Source organism: Sphingopyxis sp. H115 (assembly GCF_001468465.1).
Classification (GTDB): Bacteria; Pseudomonadota; Alphaproteobacteria; order Sphingomonadales; family Sphingomonadaceae; genus Sphingopyxis.
Genome location: NZ_LNSA01000039.1, coordinates 25,962 through 38,736, shown reverse-complemented (window position 1 = coordinate 38,736; position 12,775 = coordinate 25,962). Strand labels below are relative to the sequence as shown.

Sequence of the window (12,775 nt, the reverse complement as noted above, 5' to 3'; positions counted from 1 at the left end):
GCTTCAGGCAAGCTGGGCGGGGCAGGGCGGGCTCGACGCACTGGTCGATGCTGCTGAAGCGATGCTGCTCGCGGAGGGTCTCGACGAACGGCGCATGGCGGCGGAAAGTTTTGGCGCCCGCCTTTTTTTCTTGTCCGGTGGCATCGAATCCGCGGGCAAACGATGGGGGATTTTGTGGGGCGCCGCCGTCGCCCAAGGCGCCGACGATGCGCGTCACCTGCTTGCCGAGGCCAAGGTGTGCGCGGCGCCGCCGCACCGCGATTTCGCCGGAAGTCGGTCGCTCGTGATGCTCGATCGCTGGGCGGGGGCGCTGGCCGCCGGCGACGGCGAACGGCATTTGCGCGGCGAAGGGCTGCTTCTGCTGCGCATCGGCCTGTTCGGACGTTGATGATTAAAAAGCGCGCGGGGCTGGAAAAGGCGAGACCGAACATCTATCTTGGTGAGAACAAATAGGGTCGCAGGGGACATTGCATGTTCAACGGGCTGATCGCCTATCTCGATTCGATCAAGGCGCGCGACCCGGCGCCGCGGTCGCGTTGGGAAATATTGCTCTATCCGGGTCTGCTCGCGGTCGGCATGCACCGCATCGCGCACTGGCTGTTCGAGGCGCGGCTGTTCTTCCTTGCGCGTTTCATTAATCATCTGTCGCGCTTCCTGACCGCGATCGACATCCATCCGGGCGCGATAATCGGCCGGCACTTGTTCATCGACCATGGCTTTGGCGTTGTGATCGGTGAGACGGCCGAGATCGGCGACAATGTCTCGATCTATCAGGGCGTGACGCTCGGCGGCACCGATCCCGCGAACGGCATCGGCGGCAAGCGCCACCCGACGCTGGAAAACGACGTCATCGTCGGGTCCGGCGCGCAGATACTGGGCCCCGTCACCGTCAGCGCGCGTGCGCGCGTCGGCGCCAATGCCGTGGTGACCAAGGATGTGCCCGAAGGGGCGGTGATGGTGGGCATTCCCGCACGGTCGACCTTGCTCGACGCGACCGAATATGCGCGCGAATTCGTGCCCTATGGTACGCCGTGCAGCGAAACCTTCGATCCCGCGACGCAAAAGGTCGAACTGTTGCAATGCCAGCTCGACCAGATGCAGAAGCAGCTGAAGGCGCTGCTCGAGGAACGCGAGCTCGCGGCCGAGGATGAAGCGCCGCGGCGCAAAGGGAGCCGGACCGGCGCCTGATGGGAACGGTCACGCCCCTGCCGTTCAATAATCGGGCGGCACCGCAGCAGACCGGCTTCGAGCGCCCCGAATTGATGCGCATCCTCGACCTTTACGGCCGCATGGTCGCGGCGGGGCATTGGCGCGACTATGCGATGGATTTCCACCGCGATGCCGCAATCTTCTCGGCCTTTCGCCGCGCTGCCGAGCGGCCTGAATACCGCATAGAAAAACGCCCCGCCTTGCGGAGCCGGCAGGGCATGTGGGCCCTTGTCTCCGAAGCCGGGGCGATTTTGAAGCGCGGGGACGAGCTTTCGAATGTGCTCGCCCCCGTCGAACGCAAGCTTATGAAGCTGGTTGGAGACTGACCGTACGGGTCGTCGCGGGCAGCTGGTTCGCAAGATTGTCGGGAAGGAAGCCGACGACCACCGCGCGGGCATTCTGCCAGAAGGCCGACAGCAGTAGCAGCGCCGAACCGATCACGAACGCGGTCATCGCGACATTCAGCTCGACCGCGCCGAACTCGCGGAACAGCTGGGTCAGCGCGAAGAGCACATAAGCGAGGGCCGAGACGAGCAGTGCGCGGCGATCGATCGCCAGCGCGATCAGCCCGAAAACGACATAGATGCCGACGACCATCACCGCGGCACCGCTGCCGATGTCGCTGCCGTCGGTCACGCCAAGCAGGTGAAAGACCGGATGCGCGATCATCGGTGCGGCGAGCAGGTGGAGCCAGAAGGCGACGTCGCTGCGCCGCGTCTGGCGCACGCGGTCGCTGCGGTCCCACCACATGGCGAGGGTGAAGACGCCGAGCCCGGCGATCAGCACCAGCGCCATCGGCAGCGTGCCGTCGGGGCTGGCGACGCCTGCGACCGCGAGCACTAGCGCAACGGCGGTTGCCGCCAGCGCGGCGGTTCCCGCGGCGACGGTGATCGGCACCATGAAGCGTTTCCAGTGGAGCCAGGTCGCAGCGGCGGTCACCAGCGCCATCGATCCGATCAGGATCGCGCCGGTCGTTTCGCCGACATCACGGCCGAAAATGGATTCGCCATGCTTGACGAGGAAGCCGACCATTGTCGCGAAAACGCCGCCCGAAAAGGCAAGGACCAGGACGATGCTGGGCAGCGCCATGCGCCGTTTGCGGGTGAAATATTCGGCGAGGAACCACGCCGACGCGGCGACGAACGCGCCGCCGAGCGCGGGGTGGATCGACGCGCCGATCCAGCCGACCGCGACGAGCAGGATCACCGCCGCGATGCTGACGAAAATATCGTTGAAACCGGTGATAAGGCGGAATGATTCCTCGTCCGCTCCGGGCGCGGCGCGCACCGATGCAATATGCGACCGGAAAGCCGATGCGGCCTCCGGCGTCAGTACCTTTGCATCGACCGCGGCTTGCAGGTCGCTTTCACTATACATCGGGGTCGTCCTTCTGTCCGATCCCCTTGCCCCGCCATGCTTGTAGCATTGCTGTGTTAGTGATGCAATACGATAAGTCAGGCAAAGATATGCGCGGGCGAAAGATGGTCGCGCTGCGCCGCCGTCAGCCGTTCGACCAGCCGCGTACCGACGATAAGCAGCGCAAGGCTGAGGATCGACGACAGGGCGCCGATCTGAACCGACAGCTTGTACATTTCGACGCTTGTCGCGCGGAAGCCCACCTGCATTGAGATGTTGGCGCTGATGTTCGACGCCAGCCACAACGTCCACCACAGGGTCAGGATCGGTGCGCCGCGATCGAGATCGGTTCCGCCTGAATGGCTCGCATTCCAGATCTGACGCATCGCGAGGAACGGCTGGACGAGATTGGCGAAGGGAATGAAATACCAGCCGACCGCCCATTCAGGAGTGAAATCGAAGCCCGGCGTCGCAGCAGCGACCACATTCGCCGCCGCGCGGTAGATCCACATCGCGAACAAGACGACCGTGATCAGCGTAACGAGCGTGCTGACCAGCAGCACGATCAGATAGAGCTGCTCCATCGGCGACGGGTCGGGGTTTTCGATATGAAGGCTCCCGCCGAGCTCGCCGAATTCGCCGATCAGAACGGCGACCGTTGTGGCAAATCCGGCGATCAGCAAGATTTTGACGATCTTCGCCCGCTGCTGAAGCAGGTCGATACCGTCGCCGAGGCTCATTTCCGCCATGTCTTCCCCCGCACAGGAACGCCGCCCGGCGCCCCTATGCAGAAAGGTGTATCAGTTTCAGCTCAACGCCATCAACGCTTTCATGACGTTCATCGATTGCTCGCTGCCCGATTGTGGGACGGTTTCTCCGGTGCGGTCGATGATCTTTTCCCATGCAGCGGCCACGCCTTCGGGGGTGCGCTCGCCTTCGGGCAGCGCGACGCCGGGGGTCATGGTGACATAGGCGGCGTGGAACGCGCCTGCGCCTGCGCCGACGATCATGTTGGTCGGCGCGTCTTCGCTGACGAGATAGAGCGCGGCCGGGACGACATTTTCGGGCGTGAACTTCTCGAACAGCTCGGCGGGGAAGATGTCCTCGGTCATCCGCGTGCCCGCGACCGGCGCGATCGTGTTGCAGCGGATGTTATATTTCGCGCCTTCGAGGTGCAGCGTCTTGGTGAGACCGGCGAGGCCGAGCTTCGCCGCGCCATAATTGGCCTGACCGAAATTGCCGTAAAGGCCTGTCGACGAGGCGGTCATGAGGATGCGGCCATAGGCCTGCTCGCGCATCGTTTCCCAGCAGGCCTTGGTAACATTGGCGCTGCCTGACACATGGACCTTCAGCACGAGGTCGAAATCGGCGGGTTCCATTTTGGCGAAGCTCTTGTCGCGCAGGATGCCGGCGTTATTGATGAGGACGTGGACGCCGCCCCATTCTTCCTTGGCCTTGGCGACCATTTCGACCATCTGATCATATTCGGTGACGCTGCCGCCGTTCGACATCGCGGTGCCGCCCGCGGCGCGGATTTCCTCGACCACCTGCAACGCCGCGTCCGAATGGCCGGTGCCATCGCGCGATCCGCCGAGATCGTTGACGACGACCTTGGCGCCGCGCCGCGCGAGTTCGAGCGCATAGGCGCGGCCAAGGCCGCCGCCGGCGCCGGTGACAATAGCAACGCGGCCGTCAAATTTGATCGTCATGATGGTCTCCCGGAAAAGGCTGAATGGTTGCCAATGAAAACGCGATCGTCCTTAGCCGTTCATCGCGGGCAGGCAAGGGGGATGCGCGCCATGGGAAACATCGCTTGCAACCAAAATGTCATTTCAGTGACGCCAGATTGTCATATATCAGCAATAATAGCGCCATCGAACAGTCACCTTTTCGCAACGGAGCTTTCGTTCATGCGCCACGCCCTGGCCGCCGCCCTCTTGGCGACGTCGATGTTCAACCTGCCGGGGACGGCGCATGCTCAGGCGATGAGCGCCGAGGAGGCGGCCGCGCTGCGAGCCGAACTCGCGGCGCTTCGAGCGAAGGTCGAAACATTGGAAGCGCGCCTCGACCAGGCGTCGCCGCCTGCCGTTTCGGCGCCGGCTCCCGCCCCGGCTCCCGCGCCTGAAGCGTCGGCAACGCAGATCAAATGGAAGGGCGCGCCCGAGATCAAGACCGCCGATGGCTGGAGCTTCAAGCCGCGCGGCCGCATTCAGGTCGATGCCGCCCATGTCGGCGCGCCGGGCGCGATCGCCGACCCCGCGCTTGGCTTTTCCAACGAACTGCGCCGCGTCCGCATGGGGGTCGGCGGGACGATCCCCGGCGGCTTCGGATATAAGGTCGAGGCCGATTTCGCCGAAAGCGACGTCGTGCTGCTCGACGCGTTCCTGACCTATCACGACGGGCCGCTGAAACTGACCGTCGGCCAGCACAACACGTTCCAGGGGCTCGAGGAATTGTCGAGCAGCAACGACACCAGCTTCATCGAGCGCGCCGCCTTTACCGACGCCTTCAACTTCATCCGCCGTGCGGGCATCTCGGCCGAATATTCGACCGGCGCCCTACTGTTGCAGGGCGGGGTGTTCACCGACAATTTTACCGCGCTCGACAGCGGGAATGACGGCTACAGCTTCGATGGCCGCGTCGTCTATGCGCCCAAGGCGGGCAAGACCCAACTCCACTTCGGCGGATCGGCGCACTGGCGCAAGCTTGGCGATACCGTGCCGACGGTGCGGTATCGCCAGCGCCCGCTTGTTCACAGCGCCGACATCCGCTTTGTCGCGACCCCGACGATCGAGGCCGAGGCGGAAACCGGCTTCGGCGCAGAGGCGGCCTTCATTCGCGGCCGCCTGCACGGCGCAGCGGAGGCCTTTTGGCAGTCGGTCGATCGGCCGGGGTTCGCCGACCCGCAATTCTTCGGCGGTTCGGTGGAAATGGGCCTGTTCCTGACCGACGACAGTCGCGCGTACAAGGACGGCATCTTCAAGGAAATCCGCGTCAAGAATCCCGTCGGCAGCGGCGGGATCGGCGCCTGGCAGATCAACCTGCGCTACGACCATCTCGATCTCAACGACGCGGGCATCGTCGGCGGCAAACAGGACGGCTATATGGCGTCGCTGATCTGGACACCGATCGATTATGTGCGCTTCATGGTCAATTATGCGCGGTTGCAATATCGCGACGCGGTCATTCCCGCCGACGGTGACCGCGACTATGGCGTCGACAGCGTCGGCGCGCGCGCGCAGATCGTTTTCTGACGATCGCCGGCGCGCGCCAGGGCCCGGCCCTAGGGCGCGAGGTAAGTCAGGGTGGATACATGGATGGTGCTCGCGACGACCTTGCCCGACAGCGTGCGGTCGCCTTTGACCTCGTGCGATGTCGACAGCAGATATCGCCCGTTGCCGCGTGGCGGCACCGTGAGCGCGCCCCTCGCGTCGGCGACATAGGTTTTGGTCCATCGGTCGGGGTCGATGATCGTCAGCTTGGCGCCGGGAACGGGGGTGCCTTGCCACAGGACGGCAAAACTGTTTCCGCCGGCGGCCAGCGGCACGATCTCGAGGTCGAGCGCGTGACGCGTTTCGTTGCGTCCGGCGCGTGCATGATAGACGACGCCCTGCAACTGGCCGTCCTCACCCGCCCACGGCTCGAAGACATTGTCGTCGACCAACCGCACGTCCCCCGGCGCCGAAACGGCCGCTTCGATGTGGTTCGCGTGCCGCACCAGCGGGGCAGGGTGATCGCGGCTTTCAGCGAACAGCGCGGGCGCCTTCAGCTTGGGAAATTCGGGATCGCCGTTCGCCGGAACCGGGTCGGCGGGTTCGCCGAGATAGATGCGCGCGGGCCCCGCGCCGTCGCGTTCGATCCAGACTTCGTGCGCGGAGGCTGGCGCGGCCAGCGAACTCGCGGCCAGAAGCGCGGCGATCCATTTCGTCATGTCGTTTGTTCCTTTGCTGGGTAGGCCGGAATAGGCGTGACGCCATCGCTGCGGCGCGACGCGAGCCTTGGCGCTCGCCGGCAATTATTGCAAACGATTATTACTAGCGCAACGACCGGCCCGATTGGCGCGTCCTCGACGGGTGTTTTTGTCTGATATGCGGGTCCCGTGGCGATCGGCTGGGCACGTCCGGCCCAAGTCGATGCAATGACTGTCGATTTTGATCCTGACCCCCACAAATCCGCGCCTTTTTGCCATTCGGCCGAGGCGGCTGGCCGTGCATTGCGCCCGACGAACCGCGCAACTTTGGCCCGTTCCGCGAGTATTCATGTGCCAGAAAGGGTCACGCGAAGGCGCGGGCCCGACGGATTTCAAGATGAAGGAGATGTATATGGGTGCCGTTTCCAAGACTTCGGGAGCCTTGTTGCTGATGGCGATGATGGCTGCGCCGGCAACGGGCAGCTTCGCGGCGCAGCAAGATGCGCAGCCGGAAGAGGCGTCGGCCGACGTCATGGCGACCGTTTATGGTACGCTTCCGACGCCGGACCAGATGACAGAAGGCCCCAAGGTCGAGGGTATCATCTCGGCGCGCCGCGATGGCCGGATGCAGGTCACGACGGCCGACGGCAGCAATCAGACGATCGCGATCGCCGATTACACCAAGATCAAGGGCAGCGGCGGCTTCCTCGGGCTCAGCAAGAACAAGCTCGCCGCCGACGCGCTGCTCAACGGTCTGCCGGTGACGGTCGAAACCCTGCAATGGGACGGCGGACTGGTCGCCAACGAGGTCGCGCTGAAGACCAAGGATCTGCGCACCGCCTCGATGATCCGGACCGGCACCGACCAGCGTTTCGCCGAACAGACCGCTGCCACCGAAGCGCTACGCGGCCGTGTCGGCGATATCGACCAATATAATGTCAAGGCGACGACCAACGTCAATTTCGATACCGGCAAGGCCGTGCTGTCCGAACAGGCCAAGGCCGATCTGTGCGCCGCGGCAAACCAGGCCAACAGCACCGAGAATGCGTTGCTCCTCGTTGTCGGCTACACCGATTCGACGGGCAGTCAGGAATTCAACCAGACGCTCAGCGAAAAGCGCGCCAGCCGGGTGGTCAACCACCTCCAGCAGGCCTGTGGCTGGAAGCCCTATCGCATGCTGACCCCGACCGGCATGGCAGAAGCCGACCCGGCGGCGGACAACAGCACGCCCGAAGGCAAAGCGATGAATCGCCGCGTTGCGGTGAATATTCTGGTCAGCAAGGCCGTCGACGGCATTTAAGCCGACCATAGCGGACAAGAAGGGCGGGGTGGGCAGTGGCCCGCCCCGCCTTTCATTGGGTCCGGATTCTGGCAGCCGTCAGACGCTCTTCCCCGCGTCGAGCGCATAACCCGCCGATCGCACCGTGCGGATGATGTCCGCTGTGCCGGGCAGGTTGATCGCCTTGCGCAGGCGGCGGATATGGACGTCGACCGTGCGCAGTTCGATGTCGCTGTCCTGGCCCCACACGCTGTCGAGCAATTGCCCGCGCGAAAAGACGCGTCCCGGATGTTCCATGAAATGGCGGAGCAGGCGGAACTCGGTCGGCCCCATCGCAACGATCTGGCCGTTCCGCACGACCTTGTGCGCGACCGAATCGAGCTCGATGTCGGCATAGCTCAGCATCTCGCCAGCGAGCGCGGGGCGGAGGCGGCGGAGTACCGCCGACACGCGTGCGACCAGTTCGCGCGGGCTGAACGGCTTGGTGACATAATCGTCGGCGCCGGTCTCGAGCCCGCGGATGCGGTCCTCTTCCTCGCCGCGCGCGGTGAGCATGATGATCGGGACATTCGCCGACTTGGGATTGCGGCGCAGGCGCCGGCAGACCTCGATGCCGGGCAGGCTCTCGATCATCCAGTCGAGCAGGACGATATCGGGCACGCGTTCCTCGACGAGAACGAGCGCCTGTTCGCCGTCGGGTGTCTGGCGGACCGAGAAACCCTCGCGCGCGAAATGCCAGACGATGAGCTCGGCGATCGCCTCGTCATCCTCGATGAGCAGCAGGTCGGGCTGCGGCATCAGCCTTGCTCCTTCTCCGCCGCGGCGCTTTCTTCGGGCGTCTCGCCGCGCTCGCGTTCCTCCATCCGTTCGCCGGTGACGACATAATAGACCATCTCGGCGATGTTGGTCGCATGGTCGCCCATGCGCTCGAGATTCTTGGCGACGAACAGCAGATGCGCGCTTTCCGAGATATATTTCGGATTTTCCATCATGAAGGTGACGAGCGTGCGGAAGATGCTGTTGTAGAAATCGTCGACATTCTTGTCGCGGACGGTGACCCGCACCGCAAGTTCGGCGTCGCGTGCGGCAAAGCTGTCGAGCGCGTCGTGGACCAGCTCGACGACAATGTTCGACATCGACATCAGCACCGGGATCGCTTCGATCGACCGCGTCTGGTCCATCAGCGCAACGCGCTTGGCGATATTCTTGGCATAGTCGCCGATGCGCTCCACGACTGAGACGATTTTCAGCGCCGCGATCATTTCGCGCAGATCGTCGGCCATCGGCGCGCGCAGCGCGATGGTCTGGACGGTGAGCTGTTCGACCTCCGCCTCGAGCGCGTCGATCTTCTTGTCGTCGCGCACGACCTGCGCCGCAAGGTCGAGGTCGCCCTTGTTCAGCGCCGTCATCGCCTGGAGCAGCGCCTGTTCGGCGCGGCCGCCCATTTCGCTGATCAGCCCGCGCAGGCGGTTGATATCCTCGTCGAAGGCCTTGACCGTATGATCGTTCGTTAATGCCATCACTCTTGTCCTGTTGCGCTACGGATCAGCCGTAGCGGCCGGTAATATAGTCCTTGGTGCGTTCCTGCTTCGGGTTGGTGAAGATGTCGGTGGTCTTGCCATATTCGACCAGCGTCCCGAGGTGGAAAAACGCGGTGCGCTGCGACACGCGGGCCGCCTGCTGCATATTGTGCGTGACGATCACGATAGCATATTTGCCACGCAATTCGTGGATCAGCTCCTCGATCTTCGCGGTCGCAATCGGGTCGAGCGCCGAACAGGGCTCGTCCATCAGGATCACTTCGGGGTCGACCGCAATCGCGCGCGCGATGCACAGGCGCTGCTGCTGGCCGCCCGACAGGGCAGTGCCGCTTTCGCCGAGCCGGTCCTTGACCTCGTCCCACAGGCCGGCGCGCACCAGCGCGCGCTCGACGACGAGGTCGAGTTCGGCCTTCGACGGCGCGAGCCCGTGGATGCGCGGGCCGTAGCCGACATTGTCGTAGATCGATTTGGGAAAGGGGTTGGGCTTCTGGAACACCATGCCGACGCGCGCGCGCAACTGCACGACGTCCATCGACGGCGCATAGATATCCTCGCCGTCGAGCTCGATCTGCCCAGTGACGCGCGCGCTTGCGACGGTGTCGTTCATCCGATTGAGCGAGCGCAGGAAGGTCGACTTGCCGCAGCCCGACGGGCCGATGAACGCGGTTACAAGGTCGGTGCCGACGTCGATCGACACATCCTTGATCGCCTGTTTCTCGCCATAGAAGACGTTGACGCCGTGCGCCTTCATCTTGGGGTCGGTAATGGTCAGGTCTTCTTGTGTCATGGTCACCAGCGTTTTTCGAATTTGTTGCGAAGATAGATCGCAAAGGCGTTCATCGACAGCAGCACGATAAGCAGCACGATGATCGCGGCGGAGGTTTTCTCGACAAAGCCCCGGTCGACCTCGTCGGACCAGAGGAAAATCTGCATCGGCAGTACGGTCGAGGGCGAGCAGATGCCGCCCGGAACGTCGCCGATAAAGGCGCGCATGCCGACGAGGAGCAGGGGGGCGGTTTCTCCCAAAGCTCGTGCCATGCCGATGATGGTGCCGGTGAGGATGCCGGGCAGCGCAAGCGGCAGCACATGGTGAAACACCACCTGCACCGGGCTGGCGCCGACGCCGAGCGCTGCATCGCGGATCGACGGCGGCACCGACTTGATCGCGTTGCGGCTGGCGATCACGATCACCGGCATCGTCATCAGCGCCAAGGTCAGCCCGCCGACGAGCGGGCTCGCCTGGCACAGCCCGAACCAGTTGATGAACACCGCGAGCGCGAGCAGCCCGAAGATGATCGAGGGCACCGCGGCGAGATTGTTGATCGACACTTCGATCAGGTCGGTCCAGCGGTTCTTCGGCGCATATTCCTCAAGATACAGCGCCGCGAGCACCCCGGTCGGAAAGGCGATGAGGAAGGCGATGAAGATCGTCAGCACCGACCCCTTCAATGCGCCCCAGATGCCCGCGACCGCCGGGTCGGTGGCGTCGGCGTTCTTGAAGAAGGGCCAGTGGATGCCCGTCGACAGCTTGCCGTCCTTCTCCAGCGCGTCGACCCGCGCGCCAAGTTCGCCGCGCGCGCCTTCCTTCGCCATGATGTCGACTTCGGACGCGGCGGGCAGCTCGAACACGGTCTTGCCGTTCAAAAGCTTGGGATCGTCCTTGATCGCGCTGCGCACTTCCTTCCATGCATTCTCGCTGATCAGCGCCGATCCACCGTCGCCCAGCGCCTCGTCGGCGGCAAAGGCGACGATGTCGGCCAGCCCCGCGTTCGCAATCGCCTGGTCGGCGTCGGCGTCCGACAATCGCGCCGTATCGACGGTCAGCGGCGTCGCCTTGAAATCGATCGGCACCGCGACATGCGTATACATGAAGCCGCGCGCGCCGTTGCCGACCATCACGAACAGCAGGAAGGCGAGGAAGGCGCCCGACAGCAGCACCGCGCCCAGCCCCATCAGCTTGAAGCGGCGTTCGGCGGCGTAGCGGCCCGCGATGCGCTTTTGCATCGTGGAGCCTTTCCAGTCGGTGGGGGCGGTGTCTCTATTCATAAGCTTCGCGATACTTTTTGACGATGCGCAGCGCGACGATGTTGAGCAGCAGCGTGACGATGAAGAGGACGAGGCCGAGCGCGAAGGCGGCGAGCGTCTTGGCGCTGTCGAACTCCTGGTCGCCGGTGAGCAATTTCACGATCTGCGCGGTCACCGTGGTGACGCTGGCAAAGGGGTTGGCGGTCATGTTCGCCGACAGGCCCGCCGCCATGACGACAATCATCGTCTCGCCGATTGCGCGGCTGACCGCGAGCAGGATGCCGCCCATCACGCCCGGCAGCGCGGCGGGGATCAGCACCTGGCGGATCGTCTCGTTCGGCGTCGCGCCCAATGCCAGCGATCCGTCGCGCATCGCCTGCGGCACCGCATTGATGCTGTCGTCGGCCATCGAAGAGACGAAGGGGATGATCATCACGCCCATCACGATGCCTGCGGCGAGCGCGCTTTCGGTCGAGGCGTTGGGAATGCCGATCATCACCGCGAATTCGCGCAAGGCCGGCGCCACCGTCAGCGCGGCGAAATAGCCGTAGACGACCGTCGGCACGCCCGCGAGGATCTCGAGCAAGGGCTTCACCCATTTGCGCACCGCGGGCGCGGCATATTGGGTGAGGTATACCGCGGTCATCATCCCGATCGGGATCGCGACGATCATCGCGATGATCGCGCCGATCAGCACCGTGCCCCAGAACAGCGGAATGCCGCCGAAGGTATCGGGCTGCGGCGCGCCGCTCGTCGGGGCCCAGGTCGTGCCGAACAGCAGCTCGGCGGGCGAGACGAGGCGGAAAAAGCGGATCGATTCGAACAATAGCGACAGCACGATGCCAAAGGTCGTCAGGATCGCGACGAGCGATGCGAGCAACAGCACCAGCATCACGATCTTCTCGACGCGGCTCCGCGCGCGGAAATCGGGGCGAATGCGCGTGAAGGCATAGAGCCCGCCCGCGAGCGCCAGCGCGAGCATCGCCGCGATGCCGATCCATGCATATTTGTGGCTGGCGTCGGCATAGGGCTTCACCAGCGGCGCCGCGGCGGGCAGCCGCACCGCGGCCTGATCGCCCTGCGCGACGCTCCGCGCGTCGGACAATATCGCCCCGCGCTCGAAGCCGAAGGCGGGGAGCGACTGCGCCGCCTCGCTCGTCAGCACCTGGTTGGTGATCAGCGCGGGCGACACGCTGGACCACACCGCAAGGAAGATCGCCGCGGGGGCGAACAGCCACAGCGCGACGTACCAGCCGTGATATTGCGGGCGCGAATGGAGCTTTGTCCCCGTACGCCCGGCGAGCAGGTTCGACCGCGCACGGCCGGCGAGCCAGCCGATCAGCGCCAGGCCGGCGATCAAAAGCAAAAGGGCGGCGGCGTTGAAAGTCACTTTGTCCCCGTTCGTCGCATCGCGATCGTCGCGTCCGGTCCAAAGCCGACCGGCGTGGCAAATTT

13 protein-coding genes and 1 pseudogene are annotated in these 12,775 nt (G+C 64.4%); 5 read left to right on the top strand and 9 right to left on the bottom strand.

The window, feature by feature from the left end; all coding sequences use genetic code 11:
- The 3 genes and pseudogenes from ATE71_RS22615 to ATE71_RS19540 form a co-directional block, all read left to right on the top strand.
- Nucleotides 1-388, top strand: a pseudogene (locus tag ATE71_RS22615) (hypothetical protein); the annotation flags it as partial.
- A gap of 83 nt (nt 389-471) precedes the next feature.
- A complete protein-coding gene (epsC, locus tag ATE71_RS19545; RefSeq protein WP_058805013.1) occupies nt 472-1,188 on the top strand; it encodes a serine O-acetyltransferase EpsC in 717 nt (238 codons plus the stop codon).
- Entirely contained in the window at nt 1,188-1,535 is a 348-nt protein-coding gene (locus ATE71_RS19540; RefSeq protein WP_058538102.1) for a DUF2794 domain-containing protein, read from the top strand. Before epsC ends, ATE71_RS19540 begins: the two co-directional genes overlap by 1 nt.
- On the opposite strand, the gene ATE71_RS19535 is transcribed toward ATE71_RS19540, so the two are convergent.
- The 3 genes from ATE71_RS19535 to ATE71_RS19525 all read right to left on the bottom strand — a co-directional run bounded on the left by ATE71_RS19535 (nt 1,513) and on the right by ATE71_RS19525 (nt 4,274).
- Nucleotides 1,513-2,586, bottom strand: coding sequence for a hypothetical protein (locus ATE71_RS19535; RefSeq protein ID WP_058805012.1), 1,074 nt, complete (start codon nt 2,584-2,586; stop codon nt 1,513-1,515). The two genes, ATE71_RS19540 and ATE71_RS19535, sit on opposite strands and share 23 nt — an antisense overlap.
- 77 nt (nt 2,587-2,663) lie before the next feature.
- Entirely contained in the window at nt 2,664-3,314 is a 651-nt protein-coding gene (locus ATE71_RS19530; protein ID WP_058805011.1) for a DUF4328 domain-containing protein, read from the bottom strand.
- 57 nt (nt 3,315-3,371) lie between these two features.
- Nucleotides 3,372-4,274 carry an SDR family oxidoreductase gene (locus ATE71_RS19525; RefSeq protein ID WP_058805010.1) on the bottom strand — a complete coding sequence of 301 codons (903 nt, stop codon included), beginning with the start codon at nt 4,272-4,274 and terminating at the stop codon, nt 3,372-3,374.
- Nucleotides 4,275-4,475: 201 nt separating this feature from the next.
- Between ATE71_RS19525 and ATE71_RS19520 the strand changes: the two genes are divergently transcribed.
- Nucleotides 4,476-5,819: an OprO/OprP family phosphate-selective porin gene (locus ATE71_RS19520; protein ID WP_058805009.1), complete on the top strand. Its 1,344-nt coding sequence runs from the start codon at nt 4,476-4,478 to the stop codon at nt 5,817-5,819.
- A gap of 29 nt (nt 5,820-5,848) precedes the next feature.
- Here the strand turns inward: ATE71_RS19520 and ATE71_RS19515 are convergent, their stop codons facing one another.
- Nucleotides 5,849-6,496 (bottom strand): nickel uptake transporter family protein, encoded by a 648-nt coding sequence (locus tag ATE71_RS19515; protein WP_058805008.1) that lies wholly within the window; start codon nt 6,494-6,496, stop codon nt 5,849-5,851.
- Nucleotides 6,497-6,887: 391 nt separating this feature from the next.
- On the opposite strand from ATE71_RS19515, the gene ATE71_RS19510 reads away from it, so the two are divergent.
- Nucleotides 6,888-7,775, top strand: a complete 888-nt coding sequence (locus tag ATE71_RS19510; protein ID WP_058805018.1) for an OmpA family protein — start codon at nt 6,888-6,890, stop codon at nt 7,773-7,775.
- Between the two features lie 78 nt (nt 7,776-7,853).
- On the opposite strand, the gene phoB is transcribed toward ATE71_RS19510, so the two are convergent.
- The 5 genes from phoB to pstC are packed head-to-tail and all read right to left on the bottom strand — an operon-like array spanning nt 7,854 to nt 12,710.
- The gene (phoB, locus tag ATE71_RS19505; protein ID WP_058805007.1) at nt 7,854-8,552 is read right to left on the bottom strand and encodes a phosphate regulon transcriptional regulator PhoB; all 699 of its coding nucleotides are present in this window, start codon (nt 8,550-8,552) and stop codon (nt 7,854-7,856) included.
- Complete coding sequence (gene phoU, locus ATE71_RS19500) at nt 8,552-9,274, bottom strand: phosphate signaling complex protein PhoU (protein WP_058805006.1); 723 nt, start codon at nt 9,272-9,274, stop codon at nt 8,552-8,554. The genes phoB and phoU overlap by 1 nt, the downstream gene beginning before the upstream one ends.
- Before the next feature lie 25 nt (nt 9,275-9,299).
- On the bottom strand, nt 9,300-10,082 hold the full coding sequence (gene pstB / locus ATE71_RS19495; protein WP_058805005.1) for a phosphate ABC transporter ATP-binding protein PstB: 783 nt from the start codon (nt 10,080-10,082) through the stop codon (nt 9,300-9,302).
- A gap of 2 nt (nt 10,083-10,084) precedes the next feature.
- The gene (pstA, locus tag ATE71_RS19490) at nt 10,085-11,341 is read right to left on the bottom strand and encodes a phosphate ABC transporter permease PstA (protein WP_058805004.1); all 1,257 of its coding nucleotides are present in this window, start codon (nt 11,339-11,341) and stop codon (nt 10,085-10,087) included.
- Entirely contained in the window at nt 11,334-12,710 is a 1,377-nt protein-coding gene (gene pstC, locus ATE71_RS19485) for a phosphate ABC transporter permease subunit PstC (protein WP_058805003.1), read from the bottom strand. The genes pstA and pstC overlap by 8 nt, the downstream gene beginning before the upstream one ends.
- Nucleotides 12,711-12,775: the final 65 nt, after the last annotated feature.

What these genes read in the sequence shown, in the direction of transcription:
- epsC (WP_058805013.1), top strand. Translation starts at nt 472, where the DNA reads ATGTTCAACGGGCTGATCGCCTATCTCGATTCGATCAAGGCGCGCGAC.
- ATE71_RS19540 (WP_058538102.1), top strand. Translation starts at nt 1,188, where the DNA reads ATGGGAACGGTCACGCCCCTGCCGTTCAATAATCGGGCGGCACCGCAG.
- ATE71_RS19535 (WP_058805012.1), bottom strand. Translation starts at nt 2,586, where the DNA reads ATGTATAGTGAAAGCGACCTGCAAGCCGCGGTCGATGCAAAGGTACTG.
- ATE71_RS19530 (WP_058805011.1), bottom strand. Translation starts at nt 3,314, where the DNA reads ATGGCGGAAATGAGCCTCGGCGACGGTATCGACCTGCTTCAGCAGCGG.
- ATE71_RS19525 (WP_058805010.1), bottom strand. Translation starts at nt 4,274, where the DNA reads ATGACGATCAAATTTGACGGCCGCGTTGCTATTGTCACCGGCGCCGGC.
- ATE71_RS19520 (WP_058805009.1), top strand. Translation starts at nt 4,476, where the DNA reads ATGCGCCACGCCCTGGCCGCCGCCCTCTTGGCGACGTCGATGTTCAAC.
- ATE71_RS19515 (WP_058805008.1), bottom strand. Translation starts at nt 6,496, where the DNA reads ATGACGAAATGGATCGCCGCGCTTCTGGCCGCGAGTTCGCTGGCCGCG.
- ATE71_RS19510 (WP_058805018.1), top strand. Translation starts at nt 6,888, where the DNA reads ATGGGTGCCGTTTCCAAGACTTCGGGAGCCTTGTTGCTGATGGCGATG.
- phoB (WP_058805007.1), bottom strand. Translation starts at nt 8,552, where the DNA reads ATGCCGCAGCCCGACCTGCTGCTCATCGAGGATGACGAGGCGATCGCC.
- phoU (WP_058805006.1), bottom strand. Translation starts at nt 9,274, where the DNA reads ATGGCATTAACGAACGATCATACGGTCAAGGCCTTCGACGAGGATATC.
- pstB (WP_058805005.1), bottom strand. Translation starts at nt 10,082, where the DNA reads ATGACACAAGAAGACCTGACCATTACCGACCCCAAGATGAAGGCGCAC.
- pstA (WP_058805004.1), bottom strand. Translation starts at nt 11,341, where the DNA reads ATGAATAGAGACACCGCCCCCACCGACTGGAAAGGCTCCACGATGCAA.